Below are 20,968 nucleotides of genomic sequence, written 5' to 3' on the forward strand. Positions count from 1 at the left end.
TCCCCTGCTCCTGCTCACCAGGACTCATGAGAACACCGGCCGTGTTCGGAGAGGAGACGCCGGAATCTTTTACGGATCAGCGTGATAATATACCGATCTTTGTTTGGCGATGTCAATGACAAGATAACCGGACGAAAGCTTGGCCCTTCTTTACAGCCGTCGTTTCCGGAAGACGATCGTGTACATGGCCGGGACGACGACCAGGGTCAGGATCGTCGTGAAGGCCAGACCGAAGATGATCGTCCAGGCCAGGGGATTCCAGAACGCGGCGTTGTCGCCTCCCCAGGAGATTTGCGGGTTGAGCCGGGTGAAGAACGTCTGGAAGTTGATGTTCATGCCGACGGCCAGAGGCAGGAGGCCGAGAATCGTGGACAGGGCCGTCAGGATGACCGGCGTCAGGCGCGTGGACGCGGCGTCGACCACGGCGGCGGAAAAATCCCCCCCCTCCCTCAGCAGCTTGTCCATGTAGTCGATGATGATGATGGCGTTCTTGACGACGATTCCGGCCACGGCGATGATCCCCATGCCTGTCATGATGATCGAAAACTCCAGCCGGAAGAGGGTGAAGCCCAGCAGGACGCCGGTGAAACTGAGAAAGATCTGGGCGATGATGATGACCGGCTTGGACAGGGAGTTGAACTGGGCGACCAGGATGATGAAGATCAGGAACATGGCGATGACCAGAGCCTTGCCCAGGAATTCTCCGACCTCCCGCTGGAAATCCTGCTCCCCCGTGAAGGCCACGGTGTAGCCCGGCTCGATCTCGAAGCGCGGCAACTCTCCCCGAATCCGCCGGATGATTTCGTTGGCGTTCGCGCCCCGGAAGACGTTGGCGCTGAGAGTGAGGACCCGCGTGTTGTCGATCCGGGTGATCCCGCCGTAACTTGTGAGCGTGGAGATTTTCGCGACGGCGGAGATGGGGATGTCTTTGGCCGGGTTTCCTCCCCGGGCCGGCACCGATAGGGTCTGGCTGAGAAGCGCGGGAAGATCGTCCCGGTAGCGGCGTGAAAGCCGAAGCTGAATGGGGAACTCTTCCTCGCCTTCCTTGAAACGGGATATTTCGCTGCCGTAGATCGAAGTCCGGAGAGCGCCGCCGATCTGGGCCGTCGAGACGCCCAGTTGATTGGCTTTTTCCCGGTCGATCTCAAGAATGATCTCGGGTTTGTTGACTTCCATGCTGGCCTTGAATTTCTCCAGTCCGCGGATGCCCAGACCCTCGATAAACGTCTCCAGCCGGCCGGCGATGTCGAGCAGGGCGTCGATGTCGTCGCCGCTGATTTCGATGTTGACGGGAGCGCCTGACGGCGGACCCATGGCCGCGCCCTCGATGCGGATCTCGGCTCCGGGGATGCCCCGGAGCTCGCGCCGCAGATCCTCCATGATTTCCGCCGTCGTGCGCGGTCCGCGGCGGTCTTTGTATTCCACGAAGTTCAAGGTCACCTTGGCCAGCTTGTCTTGGGCGAATCTTTCGAACATGCCGCTTCCGGCGTTGACGGCCACATTGGAGACCATGGACTCCACGTCCGGATTATCGTGGCCGATGATCCCGGCGATCCTGTCCTCGACCTGGCGGCAGATGCGGTCGGTCACATCGATATGCGTTCCCTCCGGCATGGTGATATAGACGTAAACGGAGTTGGGGTCGCCGCTCGGGAAAAAGACGACCCGGGGCGGGCGAAGCCCCATCAGGAAAAAAGAGGAAAAGAACAGCAGAATGACGGCGACGACGACGGCATAAGGCCGCCGGCCCCTGAGGAAAAAGGCCAGTCCTCTCCGGTAGAAAGCCATCAAGGCCGGCAAGACGCGGCATTGGAAACGGTCGATCAGGCGGTCGGTGACGTACTTGGTCAGGTAGTAGCCGAGGACGCCGAAAGCCAGGATATTGGCCGGAAGAATCCGTCCCGAGGCGTAAAGGATGGCGGCCAGGCCGATCGCCGCGCCCGTCAGAATCAGGGCTTTGCGGCTCGGTCGTCCCGGCTTGGCGTCGGGTTCCCGCGGGATATATTTCATGAAGGCCACGGCAAAGACCGGATTGATGAAATAGGCCACGAACAGCGAGGCGGTGAGAGCGATGATGACCGTGATCGGCAGGTAGGACATGAATTTCCCGGCGATACCGGGAATGAAAATGAGCGGGAAAAAGGGGGCGATCGTCGTCAAGGTGCCGGTAAAGACCGCCAGGGCGACCTCGCCCACGGCGCGCTTGGTCGCGGGGATGATGGGCAGGTTTTCCGTGGTCATGAAGTGGCGGTAGATGTTCTCGACGACGACGATGGAATTGTCGACGACGATGCCCAGAACCAGGATAAAGGCCATGAGAACCACTCGGTTCAGCGTGAATCCGACCACGGGGAAAAAAATGAAGGCGATGATCATGGAGAGGGGGATGGCGACGCCGACGAAGAGGGCGTTGATGCGGCCCATGAAAAACATCAGGACGAAGAAGACGACCAGGAATCCCAGGATGATGGTGTTGAAGAGATCGCTCACGGCGTTCCGCGTTCTGGCGCTGCTGTCGCCCGAGAGAGTCACGACCAGGTTGGCGGGGGCGGAGGACTCGAATTCCTCGAGGATGACCTGAATTTTTTCGACCGCGCTGATCAGGTTTTGGCCGCCCCGTTTGATCACGTTGAGTGTGACGACGTCCTCGGAGTCGAGCCGGGAAAAGCTTTCCCGGTCCTTGAACCCGTCCCGGACTTCGGCGATGTCCTTGAGGGCGATGCCGTCCTGAAGAATGATGTTCCGGATCTGATCGACCGAGCTGAACTCCCCGACGATCCGCAAGTTCCGCCGAATCCCGTCCGAGGCGACCAGGCCGCCCGAAAGGGTCAGGTTTTCCGAGGCGATCGCACCCCGGATGGAGTTGAAACTCAGTCCCGCGGCCTGCATCTTGTAGAGATCGACATCGATCTGGATCTCCCGATCCAGGGCGCCGACGATATTCACCCGGGTGATTTCCTCCAGGCTTTCGATTTTGTCCTGGAGATCGTCGGCCAATTGTTTCAGCCGGACCAGACCGAGATCGCCGGTCAGGTTGATGTAGAGAATGGGAATTTCGGAGAGATCGATCCTTCTGACCTGGGGCTCCTGGAAGAGGTCGCTCGGAAGTTCTCCGCGCGCGTCGTCCACGGCTTGCCGCACATCCAGGTAGGCTTGGGTTTCGTCCACACCCAGTTGGAACTCGACGAAGATGGACGAGTAGTCCTGGATGGAGTTGCTGTTGATGTGCTTGATCCCGTTGATGCCCTTGAGACGCTTTTCGAGGGGACGGGTGATGAGGTTTTCCACGTCGGCCGGGGAGGTTCCCGGATAGATGGTCCCGATCATGTAGTAGGGGAAGACGATCTCGGGCATTTCCTCCTTGGGCGTGGCCTGGTACTGCATGATTCCGAAGAGAACCAGCAGGATGGTCAGAATGAAGATCGTCGTGCGGCCGTCGACCGCCCGGCTGGAGGGTTTGAATTCGCGATCCTTCATGGTTGGCGTCCTTCCGTCGCCGGATTCGGCTAGCGGGAGTCTCCGTCGACGGCGATGGGACGGCCGTCGGCGACGAGTTGGAATCCGAATGTCACGACCCTGTCGCCGGACGTGAGACCTTCGAGAATCTCCACCCGGTTGTCATAGGTTTGACCGATCCGGACGGTTCTCTTTACGGCGTTCATCCGCCCTCCCTCGTCCACGGCGATGAAAAGAAATCTCTCTGCGCCTGTTTCCTGGACGACGTTCTGGGGAATGGTCAGGGCGTCAGGGTTGGTGTAATCGTTGATCGTCAGAACGGCCAGCATATTGGGCTTGATTCCCGGCTCGCCGGCCGGGAGGAGGACTTCGACATGGAACGTCCGGTTCCGGGCGTCGATGACCTGGGAGACGGTGTCGATCCGGCCCTCGAATTCACGGCCGAGGACGGGGATGGAAATACCGACGGGGTCGCCGCGAAGCACCCGGCCGACGTAGTTTTCGGACAAAGAGGCCTTGACTTTGAGGCCGGACATCCGGACGATGCGGAAAGCCCCGAAACCGGCCGGAGCCATTTCGCCCTCCTTGATCATGATCTCGTCGACGACGCCGTCGATGGGGGCCGTGATCCGGGTGAGATTCAACTGTTCCTGAAGCGTGGCCAGCTTTTTCTCCAGGCCCTCCTTGTTGTTTTTGGCCTGCAGAAATTCGATCTCGCTGCCGATCTTTTTCTCCCAGAGGCGGGCTCGGCGTTCGTAGATGGTTTCGGCCAGGACCAAGCCGTGCTCCACTTCGGCGATCCCGCTTTCCAGAACGGCGGCGTCGAGTTCGGCCAGGATCCGGCCTTTGGCCACGCGGTCGCCGGTTTTGACGCGGATGGTTTTCACGAGGCCGGGAGAAAGAGGCGGGACCAGGATATTGGCGTCGGATTCGACGACGCCCTGGACGGTGATGAAATGCCGGAACACGCCCGGGACGACGGTTTCGACCCGGACGGAAATCGGCGCCTCGGCCGTTCGGCCCGAGGTTGTCTGCGGTCCGGAGAGGCGGGCTTTCAATTGATCGATCTCTTGGGTCAGGGCGTCGCGCTGTTTTTCCAGTTTTCGGATGCGGTTCGAGGGATCGCCGGGGCGGCAGGATAGAGCGAGGGTCGTCCCGAGGATTGCGGCGATCAGGGCGAAAGATGCGGTCTTGTTTCGTTTCATGGCGTTGTCCTTCAATAGGCTTGTCGGATCCGGTCCAGGCGGTTTTTGGCGTTCAGAAGGTCCAGAAGGGCCTGGATATAGGACGATTGGGCCTGGAGATGTTTGTCGGAGGCCTGGGTCAGTTCCAGGCTGGAGGCCAGGCCCTCCCGGTATTTTTCTCGTGTCACGTCGTAGACCCTTTCGGCCAGGGCCAGGTTGGCTTCCATGGTCCGCCGATTGTCCAGGGCGGAGGACAGGCGGGTCCGCGCCTGCTCATCCTCGAGTTCCAAACCCCGGGCGGCCTGGAGCGCGGTATTGCGGGCCTGCTCCGCGGCCAGACCGGCCTGTTGGATACGGGCGCTCTGAGCACCGCTCCGGAAAACAGGCAGGCTGATGTTGATTCCCAGGATCTGGAAGGGGAACCAGTTGCGGTCGAAATTGAAGAAGTCGAATTGGGAGCGAAAGGCGTTCTGCTGGTAGGTGAAAAAGGCGGAGACGGTGGGGAGGGATTTGACCTTTTCATTTTTCAGGGCCAGCTCGGCCAGCCGGGCCTGACCCTCGACCAGCTTGAGGTCCACGCTCTCCGCCGGGTTGAATTCCGAGTCGAGTGCGGAGGCGATGTCGACGTTTCTGATGATGGTCTGGAGGCTGTCGGTCAGGGTGATGTCTTCCTCCAGATCGAGGCCCATCTGAAATTTCAGGAGCTTTTCGGCGATGTCCCGCTGCTTTTCCAAAGTCCGAAGCGTGTTTTCGATCTGGTTGACCGTGATCTGGATGAGGTCGGCGTCGGTCTCCGAGAGAAAGCCTTCGCGGTGGAGTTCCCGGATTTCGCCGGCGGTTTTGGTGATGTTGTCCAGGGTGGATTTAAGGATGCGTTCGTTTTCCGCAGTCACGAGGATGAGATAGTAGGTTCCGGTCACGGTTTCCCGGACTTGGAGCCGGGTTCTCTCCAACCCGTGATCCGCGACCTGTTGGTAGAGTCCGGCGGTTTGCAGGCCGACAAAATAGCTGCCGTTGAAAACGAGCTGCTGGATCTGGACATTGGCCGTGGCGTTGTGCTGGGTGCCGAACTGGATGGGGATCTTCTCTTCGGGCTTGCCTTCGAAGAAATTGGGGATCAGGCTTGTCGGCAGCCTCAGGTTGTTGTTGTAGGTGACGGCTGAGCTGATCTGGGGGAGGCCTACGGCCACGGTTTCCTTGAGCTTTTGGCGGGCCGTCTGGACGTCGATTTGGGAACGGCGCGCCTCGAAGCTGTTCTCGACGGCGAATTCGCGGGCGGCCTGCAGGCTGAAGGCGCGGACTTCGCCGGCTCGAGACGTCGAGGGTAAGAGGGGGATAGCGGCCAGGAGCAGGCCGCCGATCAACCGGAGGCGTTTCCGGCGTCCGGATATTCTTCCGCCGGTGAGGTTTACGGTCATGGGATCGTTCCTTCTTTATAGAGTTAGGTTTATTCTACGAAAACCATCTGAAATCGTTGCCTTGCCTCTGCAGCCGGCTCGACTTGTGAATAGATCAACTGAATTATAGCACATTGGAAAAAGATGTTTAAATCGTATGTATAAAACTTCTTGAAGACAAATCAGGTATAATGCCTCCGAGGTGGAGACATGAAGAAATGCGTGTTTTTCGGGCTCTTCCCGTTCTTGCTGGCGGTTGTTGTCGGTGCCCTGGCTCAACCGCAATCCGGGACGGCTGATCACCGGTATCTCGATTCGGCGCCGGAGCCGCGAACGGAAATTCGTCTGGCCGTGTTCAATCCTTCGGTCTTCACACTCCGGGCGCTGTCCGGGCTTATGAAGCACGGCCTCCTGGATGTTCCCGGACTCACGGTTGTCGGGCTCTACCATGCCAAGGAAAAAACGGATTATGAGGAATCGCGGACGCACGCCGCGGAAAACGGCATCGATTGGATCCGTTTCCATGAACTGGAGGCCGAAGTGCCCGCGGACGTGCTTTACAGCCGGAACGACTGGACGCCGGTTTTTGAAGCCGTCGTTCGGAAAACCGACGGCGTCATCTTTTTCGGCGGTCCGGACCTTCCGCCCGCAATCTATGAGCGCAAGACCCATCTTCTGACCGTCATTCAGGATCCCTGGAGACATTTTCTCGAAGCCTCGGCGGCCTTTCATTTCCTGGGAGGATTCCAGGACGAACGCTTCGATCCACTTCTGGTCTTGCGGCCGCAATTCGCGGTTCTGGGGATCTGCCTGGGCCTCCAGACACTTAACGGCGCCACGGGCGGGACTCTGGTCCAGGATATCTGGATGGAAACTTACGGCGTGAAGACCTTCGAGGATGCGGAAGCCTTGGGGCGGGAGCAGTGGCACAACAATCCTCATATCCGACTTCATCCCGCAAGCGGTCTGACGGGATACAACTTTCACGCGCTGCGGTTGGAAAAGGACGGAATCTTCGTCCGGGTTATGGGCTTGGATCCCGCCTCCGAGCCGTGGATCCTGAGCTCGCACCATCAGGCGGCCGACAAACCGGGCAAGGGATGGGTTGTCGCGGCCCGGTCCCGGGACGGCCGGGTGGTCGAAGCCCTCGAGCACGGCGTTTTTCCGAATGTGCTGGCCGTACAATTTCACCCGGAGCACCCGCTTCTCTGGGAGGACGAGCCGAAATTCCGGCTTTCTCCGGACGACCCGGAACCGATCAGCTACAAGGAGAGAATCGAAGAAACGGCCGGGAGCCTGGAGTTTCACCGGAAAATCTGGCATTGGTTCGGGGCGGCATTGAAGGAGTCATTTGCCGCGCTGGACAAGAGTCGACAAATAAGATAGTATATGTATGAAATAAGCAAAGGAGAGTGCCATGAAGCGCTACATGACGCCTCGCGTGGCCCATTGTAAAGACGGCTGCCCATTGTCCTCCTGAGCAGGAGGCTAAAAGGCTCACCGGCTGTGAAAAGCCCTTCTTTCGGCTTTGGCTCGGAGGAAGGGCTTTTTTTTGCCGCGATGAACTTTTCCGGTCTGACCTGCGTCTTTATGAGTGTGAAGTGAAATCGAGGCAGGATGAAGACAATGAATAATGGATGGATGATCGTGGCTTTCCTTTCGGCCCTGATGGTTTCGGCGGCCCCTGCGGCGGCCGAAGAGACCGCTCAGCGGCTGGTCATACCCCGGCTTCCCGAGGCCCCGAAAATCGACGGGACGCTGGATAATCCCGTCTGGGATCACGCGCTCAAGATCGAAAATTTCGTCCAGCTCTCCCCCAAGGAAAACGGCGTTCCCTCGGAAAAGACCGTGGCCTACCTCGGCTATGACGAGAAGAACTTTTATTTCGCCTTCCGCTGTTACGATTCCCAACCGGACAGAATCCGGGCTTCGATCACGACGCGCGACAACATCATGGAGGACGACTGGATCATCGTTTTCCTCGACACCTTCAACGAGAAGCGCCGCGCCTTTTCCTTCTTCCTCAATCCTTACGGAATCCAGATGGATGCCATGCGGATGGAAGAGGGTGGAAACGACAATATGGATATCAGTTGGGATGCCGTATTTTTCTCTGATGGAAGAATCGATGAGAACGGTTACACCGTCGAGGCCGCCATCCCCTTCAAGAGCCTCCGCTTTCCCCCGGGAGAAACCCAAATCTGGAACATCACCCTCGGCCGCACCGTGCAACGGACGGGCGAGGTGATTCTCTGGCCGACGTTTTCCCGAGAAATCCCCGGCCTTCTGACCCAGGGGAGGTCGTTTGTTATCGAAGGTCCCGTGGAAAGAGGCAAAAATCTGGAGATCATGCCCGTGCTGACCTCGCTCAAAAGAGAGGGTGACGCCATGGACGTCCAGCCCGGGGTCAATGTCAAGTACGGGGTCAGTTCCAACATGACCCTGGACTTCACGCTCAATCCGGATTTCAGCCATATCGAAACCGATGCACCGCAGATCGACTACAACCTCCGTTACGCCTTGCGATATCCTGAAAAACGCCCGTTCTTCCTCGAAGGCATGGAGATCTTCCAGTTCCCTGAAATCGAAATGGTCTACACGCGACGGATCATCGATCCTCTGTGGGGCGTCAAGGCCTCCGGCAAAACGGGTCTCTTCACCTATGGCCTGATCTCCGCCTGGGATCGCACGCCGACCGAAAGCCTCTGGGATGTCCATAACGGCGGCTCGGAGACGCATGACGCCGCCTTGTTCAATATCGCCCGCATCAAGGCCGATGTCGGGAAGGGCTCCTACATGGGATTTTCGCTGGCCGACAAGCAAATCAACGGGTCCTGGAACCGGGCCGCCGGACTCGACGGGCAGTTCCGATACAGGGACAGGATCTTCTTTTCCTTCCAGGCCCTGGCGTCGAAAACGAGCTATGACGGCGATCAGACGGACCTTGCGCCCGCTCTCTACGGCGAGCTCTATTACTTCACGAAAAACTGGAGCGTGGGCGGCTTCTGGAAATCGCTGCATCCGGATTTCGAAGCCTCATCGGGCTTTATCAACCGCGTGGACTATCGGAGCGCCGGCGGCTTCGCCTCTTACAGAATTTATACGGACAAGCCCTATTTGAACCAAGTCCAGCTGCGGCTCCAGGCGGGCCGGAGGTTCGATTATTCCGGGCCCGGCGTTCAGGACGATTGGCTCCGGGCCAATGTCCAGTTCCGGCTGACGGAATTCAACCAGGTCTTTCTTCAGTTCGAAAACGGAATGGAGCGTTTTGCCGGCATCGATTTTCAGAAGACGGGCTTTTCGGCCAACGGCCAGCTCATGCTCATCCGCTGGATGCCGTTTTACTTCTTTTTTCGGACCGGTAACAGCATCAATTACGATCCCGACGACGCTTTCCTCGGCTGCAGCAACACGTACGGGCTGTCGCTGAACTTCAAGCCGAGCCAGCGCGTTCAGGCCGGGCTCGATCTGACCAAACAGACGTTCTGGAGAGAATGGGGCGGGGAACAGCTTTGGGATTACAACGTCATCCGCCAGAGGACGACGTACCAGCTTTCGAAATCGCTTTCGCTCCGGGCCATTGTCGACTACAACCACTTCCACAAGAAAATGTTCGGCAGCTTTCTCGTGAGCTATGTCCTCCGGCCGGGCACCCTGTTCTTCCTCGGCTTTGACAGCAACTATATCCGCGAAATGCCCGGCGCGCCCTACGACCGGCAGAATTATAGTGTGTTTCTCAAGTTCTCCTACTGGCTCCGCATTTAGCTGGGGTCGTGCGTTAAAACACCGGAGATTATCACTCTTTTCTTTTTCCGGTGTTTTAACCCTTCGGGCGAGCCGATCTCACCATTCCGGCTGCGTTGTACCTTTATGTCTCCAGCAAGGAGGCTTCCGCGGGGCGCAGGGGGGATCCCGGAACAAGCCGTTGGAGGGTCGAGCGGGCACGGATCCGAAGCCGGAGGCTGAGGAGAGCGAGACCCGGAACCGGAGTGGACGAGACTCGCCGGGGCTCGGACACGTCTTGTGAAGGGATTCACCCGAGCCCGAAAAGCGGGTGCCGATGCATTTCACCATTCCGGCTGCGTCGAACCTAATCGGGTATAATGGCGGGGTGAGCCTTGGTTTTCTTTTCGACTCCCCGGAATACAGGGAACTGGTCCACTTTGTCGACAAGGGCGAAAGCGGCGTGTCCATCCGGGGCGTGGCTGCGGCCGCCCGGCCTTATCTTCTGGCGGGCCTGGCCCGAACGACCGGGCGGACCGTCGTCATCGTGCAGGCCTCCCGGCGGGCCCTCAAACCGCCGGCCGAGTCCTGCGCCTTCTTCCTTTCGCTTTTCGGGCCCCATCGTGGAGCGGTCTCTTTTCCGGAACTGTCGGACAGCCCTTACCAGGAAATTCCCCCTTCACTCGAGGCCCGATCCCGGAGGATGCGGTTTTTCCATTCTCTCACCGGCCCCGGACCTTCGGTCTGCGTCACCAACCTTCCGGCCTTGCTCAAACCCTTCCCTTCGCCGGAAGATCTGGAAAAATCTTTTCTCGATCTCAGCCCGGAGACGTCCGTTTCGCGCGAATCTCTTCTTGAAACCCTGGAAGCCTGGGGATACGCGCGCGAAGACATTGTCGCTTCCCCGGGCGAATACGCCGCGCGCGGGGGCATCATCGACGTCTTCTCGCCCTGGCTCGACAATCCGGTCCGGATCGAGCTCTCGGCCGACCGCGTCGCCTCTCTTCGCGAATTCGACTCCGCAACCCAGAAGTCGATCCGGCGCGCATCCCGCATCATCGTGCCGTCTCTCCGGGAATTTCCGGGCGATCCGGTTTTTTTCCGGGAATGGACGCAGGAGGCCCGCAGGCTGTCCTCCGGAGCACGGCGCGATTTCGAAGCCAAGGTCGAAGCTCTGGCCGGCGGAGAGATTATTCCGTCTTTTGCATATGCGGCCGTCTTGAAGAAGGACCGCTTCGCCCCGTTCTCCCGCTTTCTCTCGGATGCCGTCTTGATCGTCGATGATCCGGACGCTTTGGAGCAGGACTGGCGGGAAAGAACAGAAGAGTGGAACAGCCAATACCAGGGGCTTCGGGACGCGGGGATGTTCGCCCTTTCGCCCGATGACATCTTTCCTCCCCCGCTGCGGGATCTACTCATGGCCCGGGCCTTCCACTTCGAAGACCTGTCCCGGGACGAGGAAGGTCCGGCGGTCTCCTTCATTTCCCAGCCCGTCCCCCGGTTCGCCAACCGCATTCCGTTCTTCCTGGAATACCTGGCCCGGCTTCACAGGGAGCGCGACCGATGTTCCATTTTTCTCCGGGATCAGGGGACGCGGCGGCGCCTGGGCCTTCTGCTTGAAGAGCACGGCATTCCCGCCGTGGAGTCCGATGCTCCGCTCGAATCCTCGGGACGGAGCGATGTGCGCCTGCTCCTCGGCGCGCTGTCGCGCGGATTTTCTTTTCCCCGGGACAAGGTCGTCGTTTTCGCCGAAGGGGATATTTTCACCGAGGAGAAAGTCCTTGTCAGCCGGGCCGTCCGGAAATCCTTTGTTTCCCAGTTCCAGGATCTCAAATCCGGCGACACCGTGGTCCACGTTGACTACGGCGTCGGCGTTTTTCAGGGCCTGAGAAAACTCGCCGTCGAGGAAAAAAACCGCGAATTCATCGAAATCGGTTATCGGGACGGAGATACGCTTCTCGTGCCCGTCGAGGACCTGAATCTCGTTCAGAAATTTTCCTCCTCCGGAGAGACGCGGCCCGATCTGGACAAACTGGGCACGCAGACATGGGAAAAAACCAAAACCCGGGCCCGGAAGGCGGTGGAGGCCGTGGCCCGGGAGCTTCTCGATCTCTATGCCCGCAGAAAAGCCGCCAAAGGATTCGCCTTCAGCCCGGGCGGAGAGTGGGAGACGGAGTTCGACCGGATGTTCACCCACGAGGAAACGGACGACCAGCTGCGGGCCATCCGGGAGATTCGGCGGGACATGGAATCGCCGCAGCCGATGGACCGGCTCCTTTGCGGTGATGTCGGATACGGCAAAACCGAAGTGGCCATGCGGGCCGCTTTCAAGGCCGTCATGGACGGCAAGCAGGTCGCGGTCCTGTGCCCGACGACCGTCCTGGCCGGCCAGCATCTGACGACCTTCCGAAGCCGCATGGTCCTGTTTCCCGTCCGCATCGAAGCCCTGTCCCGTTTCCAGTCGGCCGAACACCGGGCCGAAGTTCTCTCGGATCTTCGCCGGGGATTCGTCGACATCGTCATCGGGACTCACCGCCTTCTTTCGGGAGACGTGGCCTTCAAGGATCTCGGCCTGCTCATTGTCGATGAAGAGCAGCGGTTCGGTGTCCGGCACAAGGAAAAAATCAAGGAACTCAAAGCCCAGGTCGATGTCCTGACCATGACGGCGACGCCCATCCCCCGGACCTTGAACATGTCCCTGGCCGGACTCCGGGATATCAGCCTCATCGAGACGCCGCCCCGGGACAGGCTGGCCGTCCACACCGTGGTCACGCCCTTCAATACGGATCTCGTAGCCTCGGCGATCCGTCACGAACTGGGGCGGGGGGGACAGGTCTATTACCTCCATAACCGCGTGGAGGATATCGACAAGGCCGCGGCCCTCATGCTCCGGCTTGTCCCCCAGGCCCGGGTTTCCGTGGTTCACGGCCGGATGGCCGGAGCCCAGCTCGAAAAGCGAATGATGGATTTCGTCGAAGGCCGATCCGACATTCTGGTTTCGACGACCATCATCGAAAACGGCATCGACATCCCCCTCGTCAACACGCTGATCGTCGATCGGGCCGACCTCTTCGGTCTGGCCCAGCTCTACCAGCTCCGGGGTCGCGTCGGGCGTTCGGCCCGGCAGGCCTTCGCCTACTTCCTCGTCCCGGCCGCCCACGAGTTGACGCCGGCGGCCCGCGAAAGGCTCACGGCACTCAAGGAATTCAGCGAACTCGGCTCGGGATTCCGTCTGGCCGCACGGGACCTTGAAATCCGCGGTGCGGGGCATCTTCTGGGGCACCGCCAGCACGGCGTGCTGGAAGCCGTCGGTTTCGATTATTTCATGCAGCTTCTGGACCGCTCGGTCCGGGAGCTCAAGGGAGAAACCGTCGAGGATGTGAAATGCGTCATCAACCTCCGGGTGGACATCCGCGTCCCGGAAGACTATCTGCCTCAGGTCAATCTCCGCTTGAATCTCTACAAACGGCTGTCCTCGATCGAGGACCCGGACGAAGTCGACCGGATCCGCTCCGAAATCGCCGATCGCTTCGGCGAACCTCCGGAAACTGTCGAATGTCTCCTGCGTTTCGGTGCCGTCAAGCTTCTTTCGCGGCAAATTCTGGCCGAATCCGTCGACCGAAACGGGGATCGGATCCTGATCAAGCTGTCTCCTTCGACACCCGTCGAGCTGACCCGGCTTTCCGGCATCCTGAAGGCCCGCAGCGGCTCGTTTTCTCCCCAAGGCGTCATGTCTCTCCGAATTCGAGTGCACAGCGACCGCGAGATTCTGGATGAAACCATCCGGATCTTGAAGGAGTTATCCGGTTGGGCTATAATGAATTGAAATTGCTGAAGATGAAAACCCTGAAACCGAAATGGCGTTGGATTGCCGCGCCGGCCGCGGCCTGTTGTCTCCTGGCCTTTTCCGTCTGCGGGAAGCCCGATTCCGGAATCCCGGATCGGAAGAGTCTCGAGACCCTTGTCCCCGAACAAGCCCAAAAGATCATCCTTGTCGTCGAGGGTGTATTTTTCAACAATGGGGATTTGGAGAATTACATCCGGAGAATTCCGGGAGGGAATTCCACCGCCTTGTCCCCCGAGATCCTGGCCCGCCTTTTCGACATGTTCGTCGAAGAAAAGCTGCTCCTCCAGGCCGCCCGGAAGAGCGGTTTGACCCTGTCCTGGGAAGAGAAACGCGATTTTTTGGCCAAATCCGTCGGTGGATCTCCGGAAGAAAGTCCGGTTCTGGACAACACGGACGAGGAAAGGCTTTATGACCGGCTCCTCGTGGAAAAATACACCTACGAAGTCATCAAGGATATCCCTGTCGACGATGAGGAAATCCGCGAATATTATCAGGCCAACAAGAAGGAATACCTCCTGTCCGAACGCGTGCGGGTGAGCCAGATTCTTGTGGATACCGAGCAAAGGGCGGTTTCCATCCTTCGCCGGGTGGAAAACGAGCCTGAAGACGTCTTCCGCAGGCTGGCCCGGGAGGAATCTTTCGGTCCGGAGGCTTTTAAAGGAGGCGAAATGGGCGTTTTCAAGCCCGGTGACCTCCCGTATGAAATGGAAAGAGTCGTTTTCGCCCTCGAGGAAGGCGCCTTGAGCCGCGTTGTGGAATCCTTTTACGGCTTTCATATCTTCCGCCTCGACAAGCGCTACCCCCCGGAATTGCTTTCCGAAAGCGACGCCGCGCCGTCCATCCGATTGAAAATCCTCGAAAGGAAATACAAGGAGGCCATGGCCTCTCATATCGAGGACCTCCGGACGGATATGGAATGGACGGCCTATCCCGACAATCTGTTTTTCGCCGACCCAAAGGATGAATCATGAAAACGAAACGTGCCGCCACCGTTCTGATCCTCGCCGCCGCGGTTGTGTCTTTCGCCGCGCAGGACGTCGTCGAGGAGATCGTCGCCGTCGTCAACGACGACATCATCACCCTGTCGGAATACCGGCAGGAATTCGAATCCACAATGGCCCTCATGAGGGCCCAGCTTCAGGGAGAGGCTTTTGAGAGACAGTACGAGAATCTCAAGAACGAGCTTCTCAACATGATGATCACCGATATCCTGCTCATGCAGAAAGCCAGGGAAGAGGCAATCAATGTCGGCGAACAGCTGAAAATGACCATCGAATCCATCAAAGAGGAAAACAATATCCCGACGGACGAGGATCTGCGCCGGGCCCTTCAGCAACAGGGCATCGGATACAACGAGTGGATCGCCGAGATGGAGGAGAATCTGAAGAAGCAGGCGGTGATCTTCACGGAGGTCGACCGATCCATTGTCCTGGACGACTCCGAGATCGTCCAGTATTACCGCCGCTTTCCCGATGAATTCACGGAACCCGAGGAGTTCCAGATCCGGGCCGTTTATTTGGCCCCCGCCTCCGCGGATGAGTTGGAAGTCAGAAAGCAGGCCATCGACGCCGCGATCGAGGCCGGAGAATCTCTGGCCGCCGTAGCCGGGACCCATTCCGATCCCCCGCTCAATGAGGTCGAGGGCGATCTGGGTCGATTCAAGAAGGGCGAATTGGACCCTGTGCTTGAAGATGTCGTCGCGACTCTTGAAACGGGCGGAATCAGCGGCTGGGTCGAGACGAAAAACGGCTGGTATCGCCTCCATGTGGAAGAGAAAACGCCCAGCCGCCTCCGGCCCTTTGAGGATGCCCGGAAAGACGTTGAGGAAAACCTCTTCATGGAAAAGAAACAGAAGAAACTGGATGAGTTTCTCAAGAAACTCAGAGAACAGAGCTATATCAAGATTCTCAAACCGAACCCCCTGAATCTCTGAACTTCAGGCGATCAAAACGGCGGCGGCGACGGTCGTCGTCCAGAGTCCGGCGGCACCCTTCGCGGTTTGCGAAATACTTTTCGTGCGGAGGGAAAGCGAAGGAGAAAGCCGGCGTTGCGGACGGCCGCCGCGGGGAGTCGAACGGCCGCTCAGGGTCATGCCGAGCTTGGTGGCCAGCATTTCGGCCGCAAGATCTTCCGTGTGGCGTCCGGCCTCCTTTTCCGTCACTCCGAAGGCTTCGTGTTCGGCCAGATAACCGTAAAGATCCGGATCCTCGGGAACGGCCATGCCGATGGAGGAGGAGATGAGCCGGTGGGGTTCGTCTGTCGCGTTTTCGCTCATGACCAGGAAAACGATCTGTCCCGGCTTCAGGAGTTTCAGCCCGGCCTCGCGCGCTACGATGCGGCACCGGGGCGGAAAGATGCTCGAGACGCGGACGAGGTTGAAGGAGGAAATCCCGGCGTCTCGAAGAGCGATTTCGAAACTGACGAGTTTTTCGGCATGCCGGCCCATGCCCCGCGTCAGAAAAACCTTGCCGGGAAGGATGGCGGTCATGTGTCCCTGTCGGGTTCCGATGCGTCTGACTTGATCTCCGTCGGGTCTTCGGGTTCCTGAAAATCGATGTCCCGCGAAACGTCCCATTCCCCCAGCAGAGCCGGGCGCGAACCTTTGGAACTGGCGAAAAGGCGCACTTCGGTGGGTTTCCACATCGGGCTGCCCTTGATGTGTTCGAGATTCCGTCCTTCAACTCCGAAGTTGCTGGTCAATGTGATCGGATCATAGGTCTCGCCGGGCTCCAGGGCCCGGTCCCGGATCGTGGCCAGAAAACCGTCTCCCAGGTTTTCCTCGTCGCCCTTGAATTTGAAAACGGCATTGAAATTGACGAAACGCAAGGGTTGGTCGCCCACGTTCTTGACGCTGAAGGTGATCTGCGGAACCAGGATCAACCGCGGCGGCCAGGGCTGATAATACTTGGAAACCCAGACCGTCCGGACGTCCGTGACTTCCAGGGCGTTTTTCAGATCATCCGCCGTCATTTGTTTGCAGGCCGGCACAAGGAACACGGCGATCAACGCCGCCGCAATCGCCGGCGCGGATTTGGTTTTCGGATGCATCATCGGATTCCTCCTGACTTTCCCGCTTAATATAGCGGATGATCGGACATATTGCAATCGCTCCGGGCCTCAGCGGCTGACGATGTCCGAGACGAAAACGGCCTCGAGGCCGAGTTCGCCGAGTCCGCGGAAGCGCTCTTTCAGAACCTCAAGGGTCTGCGGGTAAGGATGGCAAATCCCCACGGCGATGCCGTGGGTTCGGGCTTGACGGAACAGTTCGTTCAAGCGATCCCGCACGGACAGGGGATCGCCTCCGTCATCGAGAAAAACACTGCGTGTCGCGGCCGGAATGCCCATCTCCCGGGCCGTGGCCGCCGCGATCGATCGGGGGCTGGTCATGCTGTCCAGAAAAAAAAGATTACGTTCTTTGAGGGGTTCCAGAACCAGGCGCATCAGAGCGTTGTCCGCCGTTCCGCGGGAACCCATGTGATTGTTGACGCCCCGGATGTGGGGCACCCGGGTCAGATAATCTTCCATCATCCTCCGGATGGTCATCCGGCTCATGTCCGAGCGGATGATTCCCTCCGTGCCGTCGCCGGATTCCTGGTTGTTCAGGGGTTCCAGAGGAAGATGAAGGATGATCTCGATGCCGTTCTTTCGGGCGATTTCGGCGGTTTGCACCGCGTACCGGCTGTCCGGAAGAACGGCGACGGTCAAGCGTTCCTCGAGACCGATCAGGACATCGAGCGCGCTCAAATCGTGGCCCATGTCGTCGACGACCAGAGCCACCCGGCCGGGGCGCGGTGCCGGAGCCTTTTTCACCGCAACAACAGGGGATTCCGGTTTTTTTTCAGGTTTTTCCGCCGGAACATCTTGAGGCAGGGAAATGGGGCTTTCCCGCGGCGCCTCTTCGACAACCGGTGCCCGGGAGAAAAAATAGGACGGCTCCCCCCGCCGGCCTTGCAGGACATCCAGGGCCGCCGCCGACAACGCGGCGGCGGCGATCAGCCAGACGGCAATCCTGCGCGGCTTCGCCGGAACATCCGGCCGGCGGTCCGGGGACGGGTTTTTCATCGGGCTCAATGTTCGGAGAAAAAGGGCTTTGTCTTTTTCAGGTAATCGTCATCGCCCGGCTTTTCGGATTCGCAGACGGCATCGGGGGAAAGGCCTTTTTCCCAAAGCGTCCGGCCCGAAAAAGGAACGAAGATGCCGGCTGTGAGAAGAACGGCGCTTTCGTCGGGTAGGGGGAAGATCTCCGTCAGGGCGAACAGGCCGGGCGTGGGCGTGCCGATCAGTCTGGCGCCGCGCGATTCCTGGAGCACCGCGGCCAGTCCCTCGGCCGGCCCCATCGTTCCGGAGTTGACCCAGACGGCCAGGGGAATCCCGGGAAGATCGGATTTCTCCGGACTCCCGAGGATGTCTTTTTCGCCGCCTTTCTTTTCCATCCATCCGATGGTTTCGGATTGGTGGAAAAGATTGAGAAAGGCCAGGGTTTCCCGGAGATCTCCCTCGTGGCAGTTTCTCAAGTCGAGGATGAGATATCCGCTCAGGGCTTTCAAGTCATCCAGGATGTCCGTTCGAACTTGTTCCGTCAGCGGGGGAAAGAGATGGCGAATCCGGAGGATGGCGGACGAGCCGGGCAGAGGTTCGAAATCGAAAGGATCTGCGAAGAGTTCGGCCCGCTTTACGGTTTTTTCCAGGGTCGCCGTTCCCCGGAGAATGCGGAACTTGACGGGCGAAGCGTCTGCACCCTTGAGATGCAGGCGGATTTCCGTCAGGCTCATGGACAGGGTCGGTCTGTCGTCGACGGCGCTCAAGAGATCGCCGGGGAGAATCCCGGCTTTTTCCGCCGGAGAACCCGGAATGACGCCGGCGACCTGGGGAAAGTTGCCGTATTTTTTATTGAGGACGAGGCCGGGATCCATGCGGTGGCGGCTTCGTTCCAGGAGTTTGGACGTCAATTCCCTGTCCAGATAGCTGGATAGACTGTCGAGAGAGTTGACAAGACCCTTGAAAGCGCCGTCGGCCGTTCGGCCGGGATCCCGTTCTTCAATGTAATCGTGGCGGATGAGATACATCACGTTCCGCAGGATGCTCAGACCCCGGGCTGCGGTCATCCGGGACGAGACCCCATCCAGCACATTGCGCTGGAATGCGAAAAAGAGAAGAACGGCGATGAGAGCCGTCAGAACGACAATGCGGATGCGTGCGGTTTTCATTTCAGGACGCCTGAGCCATTCTATCATCTTCGATTTAACCATTGCAAGGGATCCAGGGCTTTGGCCCGGTGCCGGATTTCGAGATAGAGACATTCTCCCTTGAGCGAACCCGAATCCCCGACGACGGCGATGGGCTGACCCTCGCGGACGATGTCACCCTTGGCGGCCAGGAATTCGGAACAATGCCCATAAAGCGAGAAATAGGCCATGCCGTGATCGATGATGAGCAGCTTGCCGTATCCTTCGAAGGCGTCGGCGTAGACGATTTTTCCGGCATGCAGAGCCAGCACGACGGCCTTTTCCGAGGCGGGGGCGATTTCGATGCCGTTGTTCATGGTCGTCGTCCTGAAACGCGGATGCTTTTCCGGTCCGAAACGCGTGATGACCTTGCCCTCGACCGGCCAGGACAGGCGGCCCTTCCGCTCGAAGAACGGAACAAAAGGCGAGGGAAGGGTCCATTCCTGATCGGCAATCTTTTTCATCATGATCTGAAGCTGGCGGGCGTTTTCCTCAAGCTCCTGCAGAACCTGAAGGTGTGTGGCCCTGTCGCGCTGGATCCGACGGATGAGATCCTGCGTTTTCCGTTCTTCGGCCTCGAGCTCCCGTTTCTTTGCGGCGGCGAGATCCCGGAGTTTCGAAAGGTCCCGCCGCTTCTCTTCGAGACGGGCTTCCGTTTCCCGGATCTCGGTCAGGGTCTTCTGGAATCCGGAAACCAGCTCATCCTGGTAGCGGGCGAGAATGCCCAACCGCTTGTTTTCCACGATCAGGGATTCCAGGTCTTCCGAACGGAGGGCGAACTGCAGAAAATCGATGCGGCCGAATTTGTAGAGGGTGACCAGGGTTCTCTGAACGGCCCGCCGCTGTTCTTCCAACCGGGTCCGCATTTGATCGGCGGAGTCCTTTAACACGGCCAGTTCCCGGTTTGTCTGTTTCAACTGGAGGTCGACCTCGGCCATTTCGTTGCGAATCAGCCGCTGTCCCAGACGGAGCTTTTGAAGCGAAGACAGGAGCGAGGCTTCCCGCTTTTCCTCCTCGCGGAGCCGGGTCTTCAGGTCGTCGATCTGCTTCCGAACCCGGGCCAGCCGGTTTTCGAAGTCCTCGATATCGGCCTCCTGCCGGCCCGATCCCGAAGAGACGGCGAAGACCAGCAAAATGCAAAGAACGAGACGGACGGGCCGCATCATTTTCGCACCGCGAACAACACTCCGCCGGCCAGGCCGAGCAGCAATCGGAACCCGACATCCACAATGGAAAAGGAAAAAGCCGTGTGGGGGGAGATTCCGTAGAATGCGAAGATCTGGATGTAAGACCCCTCCCGCAGGCCGAGCCCGTTGATGGTGACGGGGATGATCTGGATCAGGAGAACGATGGGGATGAAAATGAAGTAGTCCAGAAAGGCGATGTCGAGCCGGAAAGCCAGGCCGATGAGATAGAAGAAAACCACAACGTTGATCTGAAGAACAAAGGCCCAGATCAAGGCTCGGAGAAACGGCCGGGGCTGGGTTTTGTAATGGAGGACGGATCGCCGGAATTCGCCGATTCCGATCCGGATTTTCGAAGGCAGGAGACGGCCCGGGAATCCCTCTCTCAACCGTTCGGCCAGGGGAAGGAAAAACACGGTGACGGCGGCCAGGCCGAAAAAGCCCAGAACAAGGGAAACCCAGATCACAGGGAGTTCGGCGGCCATGTCGAGGCGCAGAAGAGAAGCCAGAAAGGCGAAGCCGAACAGAACGGCGATTCCCGTCAAACGCTCGACGATGACGACGGCCGAAGATCGGGCCAGCGACCGGGAATACTTGGACCCGTCCCAGATGCGGACCGCGTCTCCCCCGAAACTCGACGGCAGAAACTGGCTGAAAAACGTTCCGACGAGGTAGGACTTGACCAGAACGCCGAGCGGGATGTCATCGCCCTGGGCTCGGGCCAGGATCTGCCAGCGGTAGGCGCTCACGAGGAGCCCCACGGCGTGCAGCGACAGGGCGATGCCGAGCAGCCCGATGTCGACTCCGGCCAAAACACCCAGGATATCCCGCGGGGAAGCCTTGACGGCCAGGAGAAATCCGATCAGTGTCAGACTGAAGAGAAGCTTGAGGAAAAAAACGATCCGCTTTTTTCCCGCGGCCGCCGGGTTGAACTCTTCACGGATCGGCATGG

General features: G+C 59.1%; 14 protein-coding genes. 5 read left to right on the forward strand and 9 right to left on the reverse strand.

Going from position 1 to position 20,968, the window contains the following annotated elements; translation table 11 throughout:
• Positions 1 to 150: 150 nt before the first annotated feature.
• From SCM96_06235 to SCM96_06245, 3 genes are read right to left on the reverse strand one after another with little or no spacing between them, the layout of a single operon-like run.
• A complete protein-coding gene (locus SCM96_06235) occupies positions 151 to 3,477 on the reverse strand; it encodes an efflux RND transporter permease subunit (GenBank protein MDW7760218.1) in 3,327 nt (1,108 codons plus the stop codon).
• 29 nt (positions 3,478 to 3,506) lie between these two features.
• On the reverse strand, positions 3,507 to 4,661 hold the full coding sequence (locus tag SCM96_06240; protein MDW7760219.1) for an efflux RND transporter periplasmic adaptor subunit: 1,155 nt from the start codon (positions 4,659 to 4,661) through the stop codon (positions 3,507 to 3,509).
• 11 nt (positions 4,662 to 4,672) lie between these two features.
• Positions 4,673 to 6,058 carry a TolC family protein gene (locus SCM96_06245; GenBank protein MDW7760220.1) on the reverse strand — a complete coding sequence of 462 codons (1,386 nt, stop codon included), beginning with the start codon at positions 6,056 to 6,058 and terminating at the stop codon, positions 4,673 to 4,675.
• Between the two features lie 189 nt (positions 6,059 to 6,247).
• Here SCM96_06245 and SCM96_06250 point away from each other — a divergent pair, with 189 nt between their 5' ends.
• The 5 genes from SCM96_06250 to SCM96_06270 all read left to right on the forward strand — a co-directional run bounded on the left by SCM96_06250 (position 6,248) and on the right by SCM96_06270 (position 15,540).
• Entirely contained in the window at positions 6,248 to 7,423 is a 1,176-nt protein-coding gene (locus SCM96_06250) for a gamma-glutamyl-gamma-aminobutyrate hydrolase family protein (protein ID MDW7760221.1), read from the forward strand.
• Between the two features lie 240 nt (positions 7,424 to 7,663).
• On the forward strand, positions 7,664 to 9,802 hold the full coding sequence (locus SCM96_06255; GenBank protein MDW7760222.1) for a DUF5916 domain-containing protein: 2,139 nt from the start codon (positions 7,664 to 7,666) through the stop codon (positions 9,800 to 9,802).
• Positions 9,803 to 10,148: 346 nt separating this feature from the next.
• Positions 10,149 to 13,586 carry a transcription-repair coupling factor gene (gene mfd / locus SCM96_06260; protein ID MDW7760223.1) on the forward strand — a complete coding sequence of 1,146 codons (3,438 nt, stop codon included), beginning with the start codon at positions 10,149 to 10,151 and terminating at the stop codon, positions 13,584 to 13,586.
• Entirely contained in the window at positions 13,568 to 14,578 is a 1,011-nt protein-coding gene (locus tag SCM96_06265) for a peptidyl-prolyl cis-trans isomerase (GenBank protein MDW7760224.1), read from the forward strand. The genes mfd and SCM96_06265 overlap by 19 nt, the downstream gene beginning before the upstream one ends.
• Positions 14,575 to 15,540 carry a peptidyl-prolyl cis-trans isomerase gene (locus tag SCM96_06270; protein ID MDW7760225.1) on the forward strand — a complete coding sequence of 322 codons (966 nt, stop codon included), beginning with the start codon at positions 14,575 to 14,577 and terminating at the stop codon, positions 15,538 to 15,540. Before SCM96_06265 ends, SCM96_06270 begins: the two co-directional genes overlap by 4 nt.
• A 3-nt stretch (positions 15,541 to 15,543) precedes the next feature.
• Here SCM96_06270 and SCM96_06275 read toward each other — a convergent pair whose 3' ends face one another.
• The 6 genes from SCM96_06275 to SCM96_06300 form a co-directional block, all read right to left on the reverse strand.
• Complete coding sequence (locus SCM96_06275; protein MDW7760226.1) at positions 15,544 to 16,095, reverse strand: arginine decarboxylase, pyruvoyl-dependent; 552 nt, start codon at positions 16,093 to 16,095, stop codon at positions 15,544 to 15,546.
• On the reverse strand, positions 16,092 to 16,658 hold the full coding sequence (locus SCM96_06280) for a hypothetical protein (GenBank protein ID MDW7760227.1): 567 nt from the start codon (positions 16,656 to 16,658) through the stop codon (positions 16,092 to 16,094). Before SCM96_06280 ends, SCM96_06275 begins: the two co-directional genes overlap by 4 nt.
• Positions 16,659 to 16,724: 66 nt before the next feature.
• The gene (locus tag SCM96_06285; GenBank protein ID MDW7760228.1) at positions 16,725 to 17,669 is read right to left on the reverse strand and encodes a divergent polysaccharide deacetylase family protein; all 945 of its coding nucleotides are present in this window, start codon (positions 17,667 to 17,669) and stop codon (positions 16,725 to 16,727) included.
• A gap of 5 nt (positions 17,670 to 17,674) precedes the next feature.
• Complete coding sequence (locus SCM96_06290) at positions 17,675 to 18,814, reverse strand: S41 family peptidase (protein ID MDW7760229.1); 1,140 nt, start codon at positions 18,812 to 18,814, stop codon at positions 17,675 to 17,677.
• A gap of 23 nt (positions 18,815 to 18,837) precedes the next feature.
• Positions 18,838 to 19,998 carry a peptidoglycan DD-metalloendopeptidase family protein gene (locus SCM96_06295; protein ID MDW7760230.1) on the reverse strand — a complete coding sequence of 387 codons (1,161 nt, stop codon included), beginning with the start codon at positions 19,996 to 19,998 and terminating at the stop codon, positions 18,838 to 18,840.
• Complete coding sequence (locus SCM96_06300; GenBank protein ID MDW7760231.1) at positions 19,995 to 20,966, reverse strand: lysylphosphatidylglycerol synthase transmembrane domain-containing protein; 972 nt, start codon at positions 20,964 to 20,966, stop codon at positions 19,995 to 19,997. Before SCM96_06300 ends, SCM96_06295 begins: the two co-directional genes overlap by 4 nt.
• Positions 20,967 to 20,968: the final 2 nt, after the last annotated feature.

The organism is Acidobacteriota bacterium, assembly GCA_033549365.1.
Taxonomy (GTDB): Bacteria; Acidobacteriota; Aminicenantia; order Aminicenantales; family Saccharicenantaceae; genus JAWSUF01.

What these genes read in the sequence shown, in the direction of transcription:
- SCM96_06235 (MDW7760218.1), bottom strand. Translation starts at nt 3,477, where the DNA reads ATGAAGGATCGCGAATTCAAACCCTCCAGCCGGGCGGTCGACGGCCGC.
- SCM96_06240 (MDW7760219.1), bottom strand. Translation starts at nt 4,661, where the DNA reads ATGAAACGAAACAAGACCGCATCTTTCGCCCTGATCGCCGCAATCCTC.
- SCM96_06245 (MDW7760220.1), bottom strand. Translation starts at nt 6,058, where the DNA reads ATGACCGTAAACCTCACCGGCGGAAGAATATCCGGACGCCGGAAACGC.
- SCM96_06250 (MDW7760221.1), top strand. Translation starts at nt 6,248, where the DNA reads ATGAAGAAATGCGTGTTTTTCGGGCTCTTCCCGTTCTTGCTGGCGGTT.
- SCM96_06255 (MDW7760222.1), top strand. Translation starts at nt 7,664, where the DNA reads ATGAATAATGGATGGATGATCGTGGCTTTCCTTTCGGCCCTGATGGTT.
- SCM96_06270 (MDW7760225.1), top strand. Translation starts at nt 14,575, where the DNA reads ATGAAAACGAAACGTGCCGCCACCGTTCTGATCCTCGCCGCCGCGGTT.
- SCM96_06275 (MDW7760226.1), bottom strand. Translation starts at nt 16,095, where the DNA reads ATGACCGCCATCCTTCCCGGCAAGGTTTTTCTGACGCGGGGCATGGGC.
- SCM96_06280 (MDW7760227.1), bottom strand. Translation starts at nt 16,658, where the DNA reads ATGATGCATCCGAAAACCAAATCCGCGCCGGCGATTGCGGCGGCGTTG.
- SCM96_06285 (MDW7760228.1), bottom strand. Translation starts at nt 17,669, where the DNA reads ATGAAAAACCCGTCCCCGGACCGCCGGCCGGATGTTCCGGCGAAGCCG.
- SCM96_06290 (MDW7760229.1), bottom strand. Translation starts at nt 18,814, where the DNA reads ATGAAAACCGCACGCATCCGCATTGTCGTTCTGACGGCTCTCATCGCC.
- SCM96_06295 (MDW7760230.1), bottom strand. Translation starts at nt 19,998, where the DNA reads ATGATGCGGCCCGTCCGTCTCGTTCTTTGCATTTTGCTGGTCTTCGCC.
- SCM96_06300 (MDW7760231.1), bottom strand. Translation starts at nt 20,966, where the DNA reads ATGCCGATCCGTGAAGAGTTCAACCCGGCGGCCGCGGGAAAAAAGCGG.